At 47.1% G+C, this 14198-nt stretch carries 18 protein-coding genes; 3 read left to right on the top strand and 15 right to left on the bottom strand.

From position 1 onward, the window contains the following. Positions 1–16: 16 nt before the first annotated feature. The 8 genes from SB752_RS30940 to SB752_RS30905 form a co-directional block, all read right to left on the bottom strand. Positions 17–1162 (bottom strand): alpha-hydroxy-acid oxidizing protein, encoded by a 1146-nt coding sequence (locus SB752_RS30940; protein ID WP_410719255.1) that lies wholly within the window; start codon positions 1160–1162, stop codon positions 17–19. A gap of 44 nt (positions 1163–1206) precedes the next feature. Beyond that, positions 1207–1986: an enoyl-CoA hydratase-related protein gene (locus SB752_RS30935; RefSeq protein WP_410719254.1), complete on the bottom strand. Its 780-nt coding sequence runs from the start codon at positions 1984–1986 to the stop codon at positions 1207–1209. Between the two features lie 29 nt (positions 1987–2015). Further along, complete coding sequence (locus tag SB752_RS30930; RefSeq protein ID WP_410719253.1) at positions 2016–2687, bottom strand: methionine ABC transporter permease; 672 nt, start codon at positions 2685–2687, stop codon at positions 2016–2018. Beyond that, on the bottom strand, positions 2680–3702 hold the full coding sequence (locus tag SB752_RS30925; RefSeq protein WP_410719252.1) for a methionine ABC transporter ATP-binding protein: 1023 nt from the start codon (positions 3700–3702) through the stop codon (positions 2680–2682). Before SB752_RS30925 ends, SB752_RS30930 begins: the two co-directional genes overlap by 8 nt. A gap of 89 nt (positions 3703–3791) precedes the next feature. Continuing rightward, entirely contained in the window at positions 3792–4601 is an 810-nt protein-coding gene (locus SB752_RS30920; protein WP_410719251.1) for a MetQ/NlpA family ABC transporter substrate-binding protein, read from the bottom strand. A 278-nt stretch (positions 4602–4879) separates the two neighbouring features. Then, positions 4880–5176 (bottom strand): spore germination protein, encoded by a 297-nt coding sequence (locus SB752_RS30915; protein ID WP_410719250.1) that lies wholly within the window; start codon positions 5174–5176, stop codon positions 4880–4882. A gap of 139 nt (positions 5177–5315) precedes the next feature. After that, entirely contained in the window at positions 5316–6059 is a 744-nt protein-coding gene (locus tag SB752_RS30910; RefSeq protein WP_410719249.1) for an SDR family NAD(P)-dependent oxidoreductase, read from the bottom strand. A 38-nt stretch (positions 6060–6097) separates the two neighbouring features. Next, entirely contained in the window at positions 6098–6853 is a 756-nt protein-coding gene (locus SB752_RS30905; RefSeq protein WP_410719248.1) for an SDR family NAD(P)-dependent oxidoreductase, read from the bottom strand. Between the two features lie 141 nt (positions 6854–6994). Here SB752_RS30905 and SB752_RS30900 point away from each other — a divergent pair, with 141 nt between their 5' ends. The 3 genes from SB752_RS30900 (at position 6995) to SB752_RS30890 (ending at position 8682) form a co-directional block, all read left to right on the top strand. Next, positions 6995–7921 carry a LysR family transcriptional regulator gene (locus SB752_RS30900; protein ID WP_410719247.1) on the top strand — a complete coding sequence of 309 codons (927 nt, stop codon included), beginning with the start codon at positions 6995–6997 and terminating at the stop codon, positions 7919–7921. A gap of 332 nt (positions 7922–8253) precedes the next feature. Beyond that, on the top strand, positions 8254–8376 hold the full coding sequence (locus SB752_RS30895; protein ID WP_410719246.1) for a hypothetical protein: 123 nt from the start codon (positions 8254–8256) through the stop codon (positions 8374–8376). Between the two features lie 39 nt (positions 8377–8415). Beyond that, positions 8416–8682, top strand: coding sequence for a KTSC domain-containing protein (locus SB752_RS30890; RefSeq protein ID WP_410719245.1), 267 nt, complete (start codon positions 8416–8418; stop codon positions 8680–8682). A 62-nt stretch (positions 8683–8744) separates the two neighbouring features. Here the strand turns inward: SB752_RS30890 and SB752_RS30885 are convergent, their stop codons facing one another. The 7 genes from SB752_RS30885 to SB752_RS30855 all read right to left on the bottom strand — a co-directional run bounded on the left by SB752_RS30885 (position 8745) and on the right by SB752_RS30855 (position 14057). Then, positions 8745–9491, bottom strand: coding sequence for an amino acid ABC transporter ATP-binding protein (locus tag SB752_RS30885; protein ID WP_410719244.1), 747 nt, complete (start codon positions 9489–9491; stop codon positions 8745–8747). Positions 9492–9505: 14 nt separating this feature from the next. After that, positions 9506–10165, bottom strand: a complete 660-nt coding sequence (locus tag SB752_RS30880) for an amino acid ABC transporter permease (RefSeq protein WP_289140914.1) — start codon at positions 10163–10165, stop codon at positions 9506–9508. Positions 10166–10289: 124 nt separating this feature from the next. Then, positions 10290–11066 (bottom strand): amino acid ABC transporter substrate-binding protein, encoded by a 777-nt coding sequence (locus SB752_RS30875; RefSeq protein ID WP_410719243.1) that lies wholly within the window; start codon positions 11064–11066, stop codon positions 10290–10292. A gap of 278 nt (positions 11067–11344) precedes the next feature. Then, positions 11345–12052 (bottom strand): DNA alkylation repair protein, encoded by a 708-nt coding sequence (locus SB752_RS30870; RefSeq protein ID WP_410719273.1) that lies wholly within the window; start codon positions 12050–12052, stop codon positions 11345–11347. A 72-nt stretch (positions 12053–12124) separates the two neighbouring features. Next, on the bottom strand, positions 12125–12451 hold the full coding sequence (locus SB752_RS30865; protein WP_410719242.1) for an AzlD domain-containing protein: 327 nt from the start codon (positions 12449–12451) through the stop codon (positions 12125–12127). Then, the gene (locus SB752_RS30860; RefSeq protein ID WP_410719241.1) at positions 12442–13176 is read right to left on the bottom strand and encodes an AzlC family ABC transporter permease; all 735 of its coding nucleotides are present in this window, start codon (positions 13174–13176) and stop codon (positions 12442–12444) included. The genes SB752_RS30865 and SB752_RS30860 overlap by 10 nt, the downstream gene beginning before the upstream one ends. A gap of 71 nt (positions 13177–13247) precedes the next feature. Further along, entirely contained in the window at positions 13248–14057 is an 810-nt protein-coding gene (locus SB752_RS30855) for a TrmB family transcriptional regulator (protein WP_410719240.1), read from the bottom strand. Between the last annotated feature and the right edge of the window lie 141 nt (positions 14058–14198).

Genomic DNA, 14198 nt, shown 5'->3' with positions numbered 1-14198 from the left:
GCCTCCCAGCGGTGATTTACATGCGAGCGAGTATGCTTTCATTCAGATCAGCAACGGAATTGCTTCCGGACAGAGCCATTGCCACATCCAGCTCATTGATCAGTGTATCAAGCACGCTCGCGACTCCTTTTTCACCTGCCACTGCAAGGCCAAACAGGAATGGACGTCCAATCAGGACAGCATTTGCGCCCAAAGCAATCGCCTTCACCACATCCGCCCCTGTGCGAATACCGCTGTCTAGCAAGACAGGAATTTGGCCCGCCACTACTTTTGCGATGGCCGGCAATGCTTCCAGTGTAGAAATCGCTCCATCCATCTGACGTCCTCCATGGTTGGAGACGATAATACCGTCTACCCCGTGCTCCAGAGCGAGTCTCGCATCGTCTGGATGCAAAATTCCTTTTACCAGAATAGGCAGACTTGTCTGTTCCCGCAGGAATGCGATATCGTTCCAGTTCAGCGCTGGATGATAAATATTTTTCAAGATTTCCTCCACGACATTCTCTGGAGTAACCTCGGTCAGACGCGAGCAAAGAACCGGATCGGTAATGTAGTTCGCAAGCCCTTTTCCTTCGCGCAGCGGTGAGTATCCATTGCGGAAATCGCGGCGCTTCCAGCCCAGCATGATCGTGTCCACTGTCAGCACAATCGCAGAGTAGCCTGCTGCTTCCGCCCGTTTTACCATGCTTGCGGATACTTCACGATCATTAGACCAATACAGCTGGAACCAGCGCGGTGCATCCCCCATGACTTCAGCAATTTGCTCCATGGAGTGCGCAGAAACCGTACTGACCACGAGCGGAACTCCTGCTTCCTTTGCAGCCCTGGCAGTTGCCAGCTCTCCCTCTGGATATGCGATCGCTTGCATTCCCACTGGCGCAAGCAGGATCGGTGTACGTAATTCCTGATTATACAAGGAAATGCCCATAGTACGGTTTGTCACATCACGCATCATCCGGGGAACAATCGCCCACTTGGAGAATGCTGTCCGGTTGGAAGCCAGTGTTTCCTCAGCTCCTGATCCACCCGCAATATAGTCGAATGGTCCGTCCGGCAAGATTTCTCGCGCTTTTTTCTCCCAATCTTCAATAGATACGGGGAGCGATTGGGTGTCTTTGTTCACTCTCGTAAAAAGGAGGGATTCCTTATTTGTTTCTGCCATGATCTTTCATCCTTCCATTGTGCTTTCATTTTGATTCTTGTTGTTTAACGAAAATTCGGCTTTCTCTTTTCCAGAAATGCTTGTACGCCTTCTTTGTAGTCATCGGAATTAAAGGATTGTAGCACCAGCTCCGCAATCTGTTCATCTTCTTCGGTATGGCCATTCAAAATAGCCCCGACCACTTGCTTCGTTCCTCGTATCGAGACCTGCGAGCGCTGGGTGAGCAACCGGGCAAACTCGTACGTTTTTTCAATGAGCTCTTCACTAGAATAGATGCGATCAAGCAAGCCAAAGCGATATGCTTCCTGTACATCCAATGCTCTGGCTGTATACAAAATCTCTTTGGTGCGGGATGGTCCGATCAAATCTACTAGACGCTTCGTACTCGTTAAATTATATACGATTCCCAGCTTGGCTGGCGTAATGGCAAAGATGCCATCTTCTGCACTGAAGCGAAAATCACACGATAGCGCGATGTCTAATCCACCGCCCACCGCGTATTTGCGAATCATGGCAATCGTCGGCTTGGAAAAGGTATGCAGACGGTCTACCGCTTCCATAGACTTGTCATTGTATGCCTTTGCCTTTTCGGCGGAGGAGCGATTGGAGATAAACTCGCTAATATCTGCTCCAGCTGCAAAAGCTGTGTCGTCAACGCCGCGGATCACCACTACCTTGGTCGCTTCATCTGCTTCCAGCTCTTCCAATAGACTCGTGAGCGTCTTCCACATATCCAGCGTAAAAGCATTTCGCTTGTCAGGACGATCAATCACAATCGTTGCGATGGCATCGGCCTTTTCGATATATAAAGCTTTTTCTCCCATTTTTTGTCTACACCTTCCGTTTCCTAGCATTAATCTTTTTTATACTTGGCCGCCAAGCGGTTTCCAATCGATTGCAGGCATTGCACCAGCACGATCAAAATAAAGACCGTCACATACATAACATCCACTTCGTAGCGCAAATGTCCAAAGCGATAAGCCAAATCCCCCAAGCCGCCTGCACCGACCAGACCTGCCATGGCAGTACCACCAATCAGCGTGATCAAAGCAATCGTCAAGCCTAAAATGATTGATGGTCTTGCCTCTCGCAGGAGCACATGCCAGATGATATGACGCGTGCGAATCCCCATCGATTTGTAAGCCTCAATCACACCGCTGTCTACTTCCAGCAGAGCATTTTCCATCAAACGGGCAATATTAGGTGCAGCGTGGACAATCAAGGGCACAATCGCTCCTTTGATGCCGATGGAGGTGCCGACGATCAGCTTGGTAAACGGCAAAATGAAAAAGAGCAAAATAATAAATGGAATGGACCGGATAATATTGACCAGCACATTCAATATCAAATACACGGTTCGATTCTCCAGAGCATTGCCAGGTCTGGTCAAAATCAAAAGAATTCCAAGCGGCAGCCCGATCAAAACGGAGAACAAAAGCGATATTGAGACCATTTGAAATGTTTGAACAACCGATTCCCCAATGATCGGGAGGCGTCCCTCAATAAATTGCTGAATCTCAGACATGTGTGACTTCCACTCCCTCTACCTTTACTCCTTGTTCCTCCAAATAGGCGATTGCCTTTGCCGTCTCATCCTTCTCTCCATGCAAATGAACAACCAATGCCCCGATCGTCTCTTGCTTGAGTGAAATGATTCCCCCCGCAAGGATATTCGGAGAAACCTGAAATTTGGCACTGACTGATGCCAATACCGGCTTGCTTGAGCTCTCACCCACAAATGTCAGCCGAACGACTGGACCTGTACGGATCAAGTTAGAAAGCACAGCAGGAGGCAGTTCTTTGTGATACGTGCTGTTGACAAAGCGCTTCGTCGTTGGGTGGGACGGTCTGGCATAAATATCGACCGTCTTGCCTTGCTCAATCACTTTGCCTTTTTCCATAACAGCCACACGATCACAAATCTTCTGAATCACATTCATTTCATGAGTAATCAGCAGGATGGTAATACCTAGCTCCTGATTAATTTTGAGCAGCAGCTCCAGAATGGATTCCGTCGTTTCCGGGTCCAAGGCGCTCGTCGCTTCGTCGCTCAGCAAGATTTCCGGCTCCTGGGCGAGTGCACGTGCGATTGCTACCCGCTGCTTTTGCCCGCCGGATAGCTGTCCGGGGTATGCATCATGCTTGTCTTCAAGCCCTACAATTTGCAAGTATTTACGGACGCGCAGCTCGATCTCCTGCTTGTCTACATCGGTCAGCTTGAGCGGGATGGCAATATTGTCATAGACGGTCGCCGTTTTCAACAGATTGAAGCCTTGAAAGATCATCCCGATCTTGCGCCGCACCTGCAACAGCTCCTCTGCAGATACGTTCGTCACATCCCGGTCTTTGATCATAACCGAGCCTGTTGTTGGCGACTCCAGCAAATTGACGCAGCGGATCAGCGTGCTTTTCCCTGCGCCGCTGTAGCCAATAACCCCGAAAATCTCACCTTTCCCTACCTCTAGCGAAACATCATCAATGGCATGAACCGTTCCTTTTTTTGTCTGAAAGCTCTTGGATACGTTTGTTAGCTTGATCACGCTGCTACAGAACCTCCCTATTCATCAGCCCAAATATGGTCTACTCACGCAAAGGTGGCCCCGCCAAGGAATTGACGGAGCCTTGTGGCTTACCAGACAGGGATAACCGTGCCCTCAAAGGTATCTTCCACGAATTTTTTTACTTCATCATTTTGGTACGCCTTTACCAGCTTTTGTACCGCGACGTCATCCTTGTTTTCTGTACGAACGACGATAATGTTGTGATGCTTGGAATCCTTTTGCTCCAGGAAGATTGAATCCTTGCCTGGCTTGAGGTTGTTTTTGATCGCATAGCTCGTATTAATAGCCGCTGCAGTCAGGTCATCCAGCTGCTTGGCAATCTGTGCTGCATCCAGCTCCACAAATTGCAGCTTGCGTGGGTTTTCTGCAATATCGAGGACGGTCGCCTCATCACCTACGCCATCCTTGAGCTTGATCAAGCCAGCGCTTTGGAACAGCATCAGGGCCCGAACACTGTTTGTCGGATCGCTCGGCAGCCCCAGCTTGTCCCCTTCTTTCAGCTCGTCGAGGCTCTTGATCTTTTTCGAGTACATGCCCATCGGATTCAAAACGGTTTGTCCTACACCTACCAGATCAGCCTTGTGCTCTTTTTTGTAAGTCTCCAAAAACGGAATGCTTTGATAGCTGTTTGCATCAATCTCTTTTTCTGCTAGCGCAATATTGGGCATCTGAAAGTCAGAGAATACTTTCAGCTCAACTTCAAGTCCGTCTTTTGCCGCTACTTCCTTTACTTTCTCCAAAATTTGCTCATGCAGGCCCGAAGTAACCCCCACGACAATTTTCTTCTCGTTAATGGCTGAGCTTGTCTGTGACCCTCCGCATGCTGCCAGAGCCAGTACCAAGAAGCCAGAAGCAAATAAACCAAGAGCTTTTTTCATGATGTACGTTCCCTCCACATTACCTCGTATACAACTAGGTTTAGTATGAATAACAATCATAGGTGTACCTCACGCAGGCCGTTTCGCCTTACGTGTTGATAGGCAAAAGCATTAATACAATTATGTGAAAATTATTACATAGACCAATATACTATATCACTAATAACCAAGTCAATTACTCGACATTAAAAAATATTTGTCCCCATTCTATTTGTGGGTCCGCCACCTGGTGCAGCTTGTCCACTGTACTTGTCCCCTTTTTCATCGAGGACGATCCATTATCTTCTGCATTTTTTGGAGCAGCAAACGCGCTTTTGAAGGCATTTGCGTACGCATTTCCTGGATCTTTTTATAGGGCGCCTTCTGGAGCATCTTCTTTTCCGTCCCCTCACTCCAAGCACTTTCATATTGGTGGAGCTGTTTTCAATGGTGACGTTGACCGTGTTCCCGCTATTGCCACCTCCTGCACCCGAGATGGACTTGGTAATGCTGCTCGGAGAGTTGTTGGTGGTGTCACCGAATTGGATCGAGCCAAAATTGTTTTTGATTTGTACACTCCCAACACTCGCCGGCAAGCTCCCCTCCTCCTTTCTGTTTCGGTTGGACTACTTCTACTGTATGAGTATTAAATTTATGATGATTGGACGAAGGCGGACAGGGGGTGTACAAAACAAAAAACCGGACGTATTCGCCCGGCTTCTCTTCTGTTTCTGCTTATTGTGCGGTGTAACCACCATCGACCAAGAGGCTTGTCCCTGTCACGAAGGAAGCATCGTCGCTTGCCAGAAACAACACTGCTTTGGCTACTTCCTCTGGCTTGCCCAGACGTCCCATCGGATGCAGACTGATCAGATGCTGATTCATCTCTTCGTTACGACCAGCAATCAGCGGTGTATCGATGTAACCTGGGCAGACTGCGTTGATCCGAATACCCTCTTTTGCATAGGTGATGCCGAGCGTTTGGCTCAGAAGCTTTACGCCACCTTTTGCCGAGGAATAAGCTGTCACTCCCGCTTTTCCTGCATGGCTGTGGATCGAGCCGCAGTTCACGATCGCTCCCCCTGTGCCCTGTGCCAGCATTTGCTCAATCACGTATTTATCGCACAAAAATACGCCTGTCAGGTTAATGTCAATAGTTCGTTGCCAGTCATCGAGAGAGAGCTTGTGAGCGGCGTTGTCTCTGGCAATCCCTGCGTTGGCAAACAGGATGTCCACTTTTCCGAATCGCTCGACGGTAGCGCTGACCATATGCTTGACTTCATCTTCTTTGGTCACATCCGTTTTCACGTACAAAGCCTCATAACCTTCTGCGTTCAGTTGATCTGCCAGCTCTTGTCCGCGCGGGGAAAAGTCGGCAATCACTACCTTTGCCCCTTCATTTGCAAACTGACGAACCGTAGTTTCCCCAATCCCGCTGGCTCCACCTGTTACAATCGCTACTTTATCCACGAATCTCATTTGTCATCTCTCCTTTTTTCAAACTGGAAGGACTGTCATTAACGTGCGGTTCCGCCACCATCAATGACGAATTCTGCCCCTGTCACATGTCCAGACTCATCAGAAGCCAGGAACAGCACCATATTGGCAACATCCTCTACTGTACCCAAACGTCCACTTGGTACTCCCTGTGCCAGCTCAGCTTTGGAATGCTTGGTTGCTTCAGATGCATACTTCACCATGCCTGTATCGATATAGCCAGGGTGAATCGAATTGACACGCACACCTTGACCTGCATATTCAATGGCAGCATCCTTTGTCATGATGCGGACTGCGCCCTTGCTTGCTCCATACAGAACATGGCCTGGGGCACCGATCAATCCGGCTATCGATGAGGCATTGATGACCGATCCACCTTGCTGCTTCGCCATGACTGGCATCGCATGCTTCATGCCCAAAAATACGCCTGTGACGTTAATCGCCATCAATTTATTCCAATCCTCCAGTGTGATTTCTGCTAATGGTTTGATAATATAAATACCTGCATTATTAAACAGAATGTCCATTTTCCCATATTGTTTTACGGTCGCGGCAACTACTTGCTCCCACTGCTCCTCACGACTGACATCATGGGCAATCGCGTGTGCATCTCCGCCCGCTTCCTTAATTTCGGCTACTGTCTGACTGGCGCTGTCCAGATTTATATCCGTAACGATTACCTTCGCGCCTTCCTTCGCAAAACGAAGTGCAGTCGTTTTTCCGATGCCTGTCCCTCCACCGGTGATAATCGCCACTTTTCCTTCCAATCTCGCCATTGCAAACGCCTCCATTTTCAAAATTCACGGCAGGCTGTTTTTCACTGCCCTTGCTTCCATTATAGACCTTACGTATATTTAATTATATGTAAACATACTTACACTTACTTAAATCTCACTAAAGGAAGTGAGTCGCTCCTCATGCATTTAGAGCAGCTCGAATATATCGTAGAAATAGCGAAAACTGGCTCTCTGACCAAGGCTTCTCAGAACAAGCACGTCACGTTGTCTGCCATTAGCCAATCCCTCTCCAGTCTGGAAGCCGAGCTCGGCATTTCTTTGTTTACTCGCTCCCGAATGGGTGCAGTCCCTACTCCGGAAGGCCGCATTATTATTAAAAAAGCATTGGAGGCCTTAATGAAGATTCAAGAAATCCAGGAAGAGGCGCAAAACTATACGAATACGCTTAGTGGCGAGCTCAGACTGGCGACGATTCCTGGTCCCATGAATCTGCTGGTGAATGCAATTACTAGCTTCAAAAAGGATTATCCGCAAATCAAAACGGAAATAACTGAAAAGGGTACACAGGAAATTTTGAAGGACATTCGTCAAAACAAAATTGATATCGGCCTGATCATCATGTATGAAAGCCTGATTCAAAAAAGCGCTGGCCTAAGCTTGGCATTCGAGCGGCTCCTAAAAGGAAAAATGGTGGTGGGCGTCAGTAAAAACTCGCCGCTCGCGTATCAAGACTCTGTTACACCAGACGAGCTGCGACAGCACTCCTTTGTTCTATACAACGATGACTATGTAAAATGGTTTGCTGACGATTTCGCTGCCAAATACGGCCCTATCGATCTATTATTTACAACAAACAATACAGACGCCATCCGCAATGCTGTTCGCGAAAATATGGCGGTCACGATCGGACTAGACTATTCCTTTATCCACGAGCCATATTTACAATACTCGGATCTCGTCACGCTCGATCTCGCTATCCCTGATCAACAGCCCATTTATCTCGGCTGGGTCCGATCAGAGGAGCGCCATTTTTCACGTATTTCCATGAGCTTTACAAATAGGCTGCAGTACGATTTGAAGCAAAGGAGCTCTTCTCTCCCCTCCTAATCACATGCTTAGCCCACGAAATTTTCTTCTGGAAGGCTGTTCTTATTATCCTCAGAGCAGCCTCTTTTCGATCTCTTCTACACTCGCCTATATGAAAAAGCAGATTCATTCAGAAACTTTGAACCTATGTAATTATTGACAATTATCAAGTAGGTATATAGACTTAATTCGACAAGTTAAAACATGGATCGACAAGCACTATTGGACGATTTCTCTTTTCTAATACAGCTAGAATCTAGGTCTTTAGAATGAACAGAAAGGAAGAACTCCACCTATTTCGAGCAAATCACTTCTGCATCGTGACTTCGTGCTCTCAAACAGGAGGAACTAACATGCTAGCAAACATTTCAAGCATTGCCGTAAGCACAGTTCTCTTGGCCCATTTTGCGATCGGTGTGCTATTTTTGTATGCCGAATACAAATTTTTGAGTAAAATAAAAGACTCGAAGAAATAGAATCCTTCATTAGATTACGCAAAAGGAGTTCGCATCAAAGTGAAATCATTTTTTCGCCAGTTTTTTTCAAGTAAAGCGCCGGAGAAAGAGGAGTTCACGTACAAGGAGCTGAATTCCCGCTTAATCAAGTCGACACGCTATGATCGGGAAGCCAATCATTTATATATCCGTTTTCAGGATGGCCTCGAGTTTGTCTACTGTAAGGTTTCTCCTTACGCCTACAATGCCTTTTTGAATGCGGAGTCGTTCAGCGAGCATTTCCACTCCTTTATCCATCTGCGGTACTTAAACTATCAAGTCATGTAGCCCGCTTTTATTCATGCCAAAAGCCCTCTAGCGAGAGGGCTTTCTTTTGGTCATCTGTTGATTTATTTTAACGCTCGTTGCAAGAACGCCTTTGTCCGCTCAAATTGGGCATTGGTAAACATTTGCTCAGGCGTCCCTGCCTCCACGAATTCACCATTGTCCATAAACATGATTTGGTTCGCCACTTCCCTCGCAAAGCCCATCTCATGTGTGACGACCATCATCGTCATGTGCTCATTAGCCAGTCGCTTGATGACTTGAAGCACCTCACCCGTCAGCTCCGGGTCAAGAGCCGATGTAGGCTCATCAAATAATAAAATGTCCGGGTTCATCATCAGTGCTCGTGCAATGGCAACACGCTGCTTCTGACCGCCTGAGAGCTTCGCAGGATAGACATCTGCCTTATCAGCCAGCCCCACCTTTTCCAGCAGCTCTGCGCTTCGTTGGCGGATCGCCTCTACCGACTCACCTTTTACCACTCGTGGGGCAATCTCCAGATTTTCCTTTACGCTTAGATGTGGGAACAGGTTGAAATGCTGAAACACCATGCCCATTTTTCCTGTAATTTGCTTGATCTTCTGGGTGTCGCTGTACACGCCATCCTTGACCAAATAATCATCCTGAATACGGATACTCCCACCGTTCACCTGTTCCAAGTAAACAAGGCTTCGCAGCATTGTGCTTTTCCCCGAGCCAGAGGGACCGATCACAGCTACGACATCGTTTTTGTTTACTTCAAACGAAACATCCTTCAGGACTTCCAAATTGCCAAACGATTTTTTTAGATTGGATACTTGAATCATCGCCATTTCTCGCCAGTCCTTTATTCGAATTTGAACCTTTTTTCCAGCCACTTAAAAAACAGAGTCAACAAGAGGGTCATGAGCAAATAAATCACGCCGGCAATAAAAAAAGGAACGATGGTAAAATCTCGATTTACTGCCGTCTGTGCAAAATGCAGCAGCTCGGGAACCGCAACAGCGTAGAGCAACGCTGTATCCTTCACCAAGGTGATGGATTCATTTGCAACCGCAGGAAGTGCGACACGAAACATTTGCGGCAAAATAATTTTGGTAGTCGCCTGCCATTTGCTAAAGCCAAGTACTTGCGCTGCTTCATATTGGCCCTTGTCAATCGCAAGTAAGCCCCCTCTGAAAATCTCCGCAAAGTAAGCTGCATAATTAAGGACAAAGCCGACACAAGCAGCAACGAAGCGGTCCATTACCAAATATTCCCCAACCACTGGTAAGAGTGGCAGTCCAAAGCAAATAAATAAGAGCTGCAAGAGGAGTGGTGTTCCACGCATGACATATATATACGTATTCGCAAACCAGGCAAGTCCCTTATTACCACTACCTGCCATCAGCGTAATGATAAAGCCGAGTGGAATGGACACCAGAATGGCGATGAGGAACAGCAATACCGTCATCTGCGCCCCTTCTAGCATAGGCTTTGTAATTGAGATGATATAATCTACACTCATATGCGTTTGCTCCTATTTCTTGGTTTTTGCCCCACCCAAACCGATGACGCAGGCGAATTTTTGGTTGAATCGGTGCGATAAAAGCGTGGCTCCGCCATCGTGTTGGCGAAGCCACCCTTTCCCTCTATTTCAATACACGATCCTCGCCAAACCATTTTTCCGAAATTTTTGCCGCTGTTCCATCTTGATTCATGGTATCCAGCGTTTTTTGCAAGTCATTCAGCAACGCTTCGTTGCCCTTTTTCACACCAACTCCATACTCTTCTGGCGCAAGTGACTCATCCAAGAATTTAAAGGTTCCTTTATCTTTGGACATGTAGTAGTCCGCTACAACCTGGTCAATGACGACCGCGTCGATGCGTCCGATTTTCAAATCGCTCAGCGCGAGAACGTTGTCAGGGAACTCTGAAATCGTTTTGATTTGATTTTTGATCTCGTTAGCATCCAGTGCGTCAGCCGCGGAGGACAGCTTTTGCAATCCAACAGCCTTGCCGGACAAATCAGCGAGCTTGCTCATATCCGACTTCGCAAGCGTCACAACCACTTGCGCATTTTTCAAATAAGGCTTTGTGAACAAAACCATTTCTTTACGCGTATCATTGATGGTGTATCCGTTCCAGATCAGATCAATACGACCGCTGTTTAGTTCGGATTCCTTGGAGCTCCAGTCGATCGGTTGGAAAACCATTTCTTTTCCCATTTTTTCGCCTGCTGCACGAGCATAGTCGATATCAAAGCCAACCAGCTCGTTTTTCTCATCACGAAAGCCCATAGGTGCGAACTTGTCGTCGATTCCTACGACGATTTTATTGGCGCCAGCTCCTGTATTCGAGCTTGAACAGCCTACTACGAGCGAGAGCATTGCTCCCATGAGTAATGACATCAATGCGAATTTTTTCATCGTGATCCCCCTAGACTCTTTATCTATCTTTTATCCTGATAAAGTGGTAATACGTTAACAAGTTATCATGATAGCACATCATATGAAAAGAGTCGATAATCTGCTGAAAAATAGAGAGTTTATAATAAATTCCAGCTGAATAAACAACGATTTGGGCTGTTTACTAACTTCCTTTTTTTGGTGAATTGGATAACACTTTGAAAGCATATCCATTGAAGAATGCTTTTAGAACCCAAAAAAACGTGGGAATCTTCTCCCACGTTTTCTACAACTTTGTATTAGCAGATGCATGTTTTTCTTTTTTTACCGATTGTTCCTCGTTCTTCGATCTTTTTGATGTATTCCGTAGCCAAAGGAACCTTGCAAGCAGTTTGTCCGACATCGACGTGGACTTTGTCGATAGCTTTTGCGACTTCGAGGGCTTCGTCTTGTAGGGCTGGGATGTATGTACCAACGGAGATGACGAATTGATTCATCGTGTAGCGCACGCGGTTTCGTTCTGCGTGGATGGTTTCTTTGATACGACTTAGCAGGCGCTTGATTTCTGCCAAATCGAGCTTTTCATCATCCGTGATAGAAATATAATTGGAATACGTGTTCCAGCCACATGCGGCGATCATTTCTTCCTCTGCGTCCAGCCATTCTCTCGCCAACTCCATAGCATAATCGCTTTCTGCTGCCATGCTTGCGACTGTGTACTCCGCCAGCATGTACCAGTACGCTTTTTTGACCCAGCTGTTCAGGCGCTCTTTTGTCATGCTCTTCGGGTCTACGGTCAGTCCCGCCAGGTACATCGCATCCGAGTTGCCTGTCTCATATAAAGCGAGCGCGAGCCTTTGATCCCGCTTTACTTCCTTCACCAGCTTTTTCATGTCTCCGATTTTGACACCGAAAAAAGGTTCTTTGGCTCCATGTCGAAGAAAAGTCTTTTTCGTTTGCTCTGTGCCCATTGCTTCGAGCTTTTGCATGACTTCCTCTACAGTCATCCCGTCACCTTCCTTAATTGGCTCTTCTCCTCTATCATAACCATGCACAGGCATGTTTCCATCCTTTTCTTCTTACAGCAGATAACGCAAAATCATGATCGAGATCATTCCTGCGACTACCGTTCCAAGCAGACTTCTCGTTTTGATAGCGACAAGAACGGTAGGTATCGCTGCGAGCAGCTCCACATTGGTCAATAGAGAAGTCAGTTGTCCATCCTGCACGAATAGCTCCTGTCCGACCAAAGCAGCCATCACTGAGATCGGGACATAGTTCAGCCAGCGAATTCCCCACTCTGGCAGCTCCATCCGGCTCAAAACCATGAGGGGCACAACCCGCGGCAAGAATGTTACCAAGGCTGACCCGACGATAATTAAAAAGACATCCCATCTTACTTCCATTTATCTATCACCATCCCAATCGTAGAAGCGACCACCGTAGCGATAATGACTCCCATATTTCCGGGATATACGATCGTTACCCCCACCGCGATCACAACTGCGCAAATTGCCACTATAACATCAAGTCTGATTTTTTTACGACTGACAATCGCGAGTACCAAAAGCCCGATAAACATGGCAGGCAGCGCAAAATCCAATCCGAGCTTTTCCGGATTTGAAATCCATTGTCCAAAATACGCACCCGCGATATTGGCGAAAATCCAATTCAAATACGCTGTCAGATTTAAGCCGTGCATCCATTTTTCATGAAGCTGTTTTTTCTTTGCTGCTTCATTAATAGCGACCCCAAAGGTTTCATCCGTTAAAAGCGAGCCAACGAGCATATTTTTAAACGCGGTAAGATGCCGAAAATAAGGTGACAGCGCTGCACTAAGTAGAATATGCCGCAAATTCACAAAGAAAATCGTAATGACGATGGCCGTTGCCGAGCTTCCTGCCGCAATCATTCCCGCTGCGATAAACTGTGCCGAGCCCGCATACAAAAGCACACTCAGCAGCGTAATCTCCATAATACTCAGTCCTGCTGTCTTCTCCAAAACTCCTGCTGCAAACCCGATACTCAAATAACCCAATAAAGTTGGAATACAATCCTTTACCCCCTGGATAAAGCTGCCTTCATCATTTGGACTCGCAAATGATTTTACTCTGAGCTCCTCTTGACTCACCTTGCTCCCTCTCCTCCTGATAGTTAGAAAAATAACGACTATGAAAATAAGGAAGAAAATACGGTTCACCTTTACATGAACCGCTTTCCCGTTACAACATGATAAAGATCTGGCTTGTTTCTCCAGAGAGCTTCGACTTTTTCCGGACCAAGCACCTTGGTCACTTCTGCAAACATGATGTCATGGCGAATGTATTCGATGGCTACGAGGACGAGTGCCGGGTCTTGTGTTTTGACTGCCCACGCTACCCGATTCTGTCCAAAATTTGCAATCAGTACCTCTTCCTTGTCTCTGGCCACGATCGTCAGGTGACCGCCCATTCGCTCTTCTGCTACTTCTGGGGCCATATAGTCGTGATGATAGGTAATCCCCACCTGTGTCTCTGCTTTTCCAAACAGGACGGAAAAGACGGGAATTCCCTCTTTTACGCGTCGATCTATCCGTTCCTGGATAAACTCGACTTGCGGCTCCCAAATCGATAGCCATAGCTCTTCCTTTGCCTGATCAATCATCTCGGTGATTTCCATGAGGACATGCTCATCGGTGCTAATCCGCCTGATCACGTCTACTTCCTGCTCACTTTCCAGTGCGGAGAGCTTTTTTTCCAAGTAATCAAAGGACTGTTCAAAGTTGTTTCGTAGCCTGCCTATCAAGTCCTTGGCTGGCAGTGGCGCGTACGTAACCGGCTCGGAAGGCACAGTATGAACGGCCCCTTTATCGAGCAGCTTGCCGATGACTTCGTAAATCATGGAGCGCGGCACTCCTGAGCGTTTACTGATTTCATAGCCCGTGATCGGAGAGTTTTTCAGCAAGCTGATATAGGCTTTGCACTCGTATTGGGAAAAGCCGAGCTTTTGCAGCTCTTTATAGATATCTTCCATAAGGACCTCTTTAGTGGTTATTGTTATACTCACTATAAAATGGTGTGAGTTTGTTGTCAATCGGGCTGTAGTGGTGGGGAGAAAAAGGGAGAAAACGCTCCAGCTTCTTGGAACACTCTCTCGGGTCATCCCTGGCCGGCT

This window comes from Brevibacillus sp. SIMBA_040, from assembly GCF_046535075.1.
Taxonomy (GTDB): domain Bacteria; phylum Bacillota; class Bacilli; order Brevibacillales; family Brevibacillaceae; genus Brevibacillus.
Note: the sequence above shows the minus strand (reverse complement) of the source record. Positions and strands in the feature narration are given on the sequence as shown.

Excerpts from the sequence above, each read along its gene's own strand:
- SB752_RS30940 (WP_410719255.1), bottom strand. The coding sequence starts at position 1,162 with ATGGCAGAAACAAATAAGGAATCCCTCCTTTTTACGAGAGTGAACAAA.
- SB752_RS30935 (WP_410719254.1), bottom strand. The coding sequence starts at position 1,986 with ATGGGAGAAAAAGCTTTATATATCGAAAAGGCCGATGCCATCGCAACG.
- SB752_RS30930 (WP_410719253.1), bottom strand. The coding sequence starts at position 2,687 with ATGTCTGAGATTCAGCAATTTATTGAGGGACGCCTCCCGATCATTGGG.
- SB752_RS30920 (WP_410719251.1), bottom strand. The coding sequence starts at position 4,601 with ATGAAAAAAGCTCTTGGTTTATTTGCTTCTGGCTTCTTGGTACTGGCT.
- SB752_RS30910 (WP_410719249.1), bottom strand. The coding sequence starts at position 6,059 with ATGAGATTCGTGGATAAAGTAGCGATTGTAACAGGTGGAGCCAGCGGG.
- SB752_RS30905 (WP_410719248.1), bottom strand. The coding sequence starts at position 6,853 with ATGGCGAGATTGGAAGGAAAAGTGGCGATTATCACCGGTGGAGGGACA.
- SB752_RS30900 (WP_410719247.1), top strand. The coding sequence starts at position 6,995 with ATGCATTTAGAGCAGCTCGAATATATCGTAGAAATAGCGAAAACTGGC.
- SB752_RS30895 (WP_410719246.1), top strand. The coding sequence starts at position 8,254 with ATGCTAGCAAACATTTCAAGCATTGCCGTAAGCACAGTTCTCTTGGCC.
- SB752_RS30885 (WP_410719244.1), bottom strand. The coding sequence starts at position 9,491 with ATGGCGATGATTCAAGTATCCAATCTAAAAAAATCGTTTGGCAATTTG.
- SB752_RS30880 (WP_289140914.1), bottom strand. The coding sequence starts at position 10,165 with ATGAGTGTAGATTATATCATCTCAATTACAAAGCCTATGCTAGAAGGG.
- SB752_RS30875 (WP_410719243.1), bottom strand. The coding sequence starts at position 11,066 with ATGAAAAAATTCGCATTGATGTCATTACTCATGGGAGCAATGCTCTCG.
- SB752_RS30870 (WP_410719273.1), bottom strand. The coding sequence starts at position 12,052 with ATGACTGTAGAGGAAGTCATGCAAAAGCTCGAAGCAATGGGCACAGAG.
- SB752_RS30865 (WP_410719242.1), bottom strand. The coding sequence starts at position 12,451 with ATGGAAGTAAGATGGGATGTCTTTTTAATTATCGTCGGGTCAGCCTTG.
- SB752_RS30855 (WP_410719240.1), bottom strand. The coding sequence starts at position 14,057 with ATGGAAGATATCTATAAAGAGCTGCAAAAGCTCGGCTTTTCCCAATAC.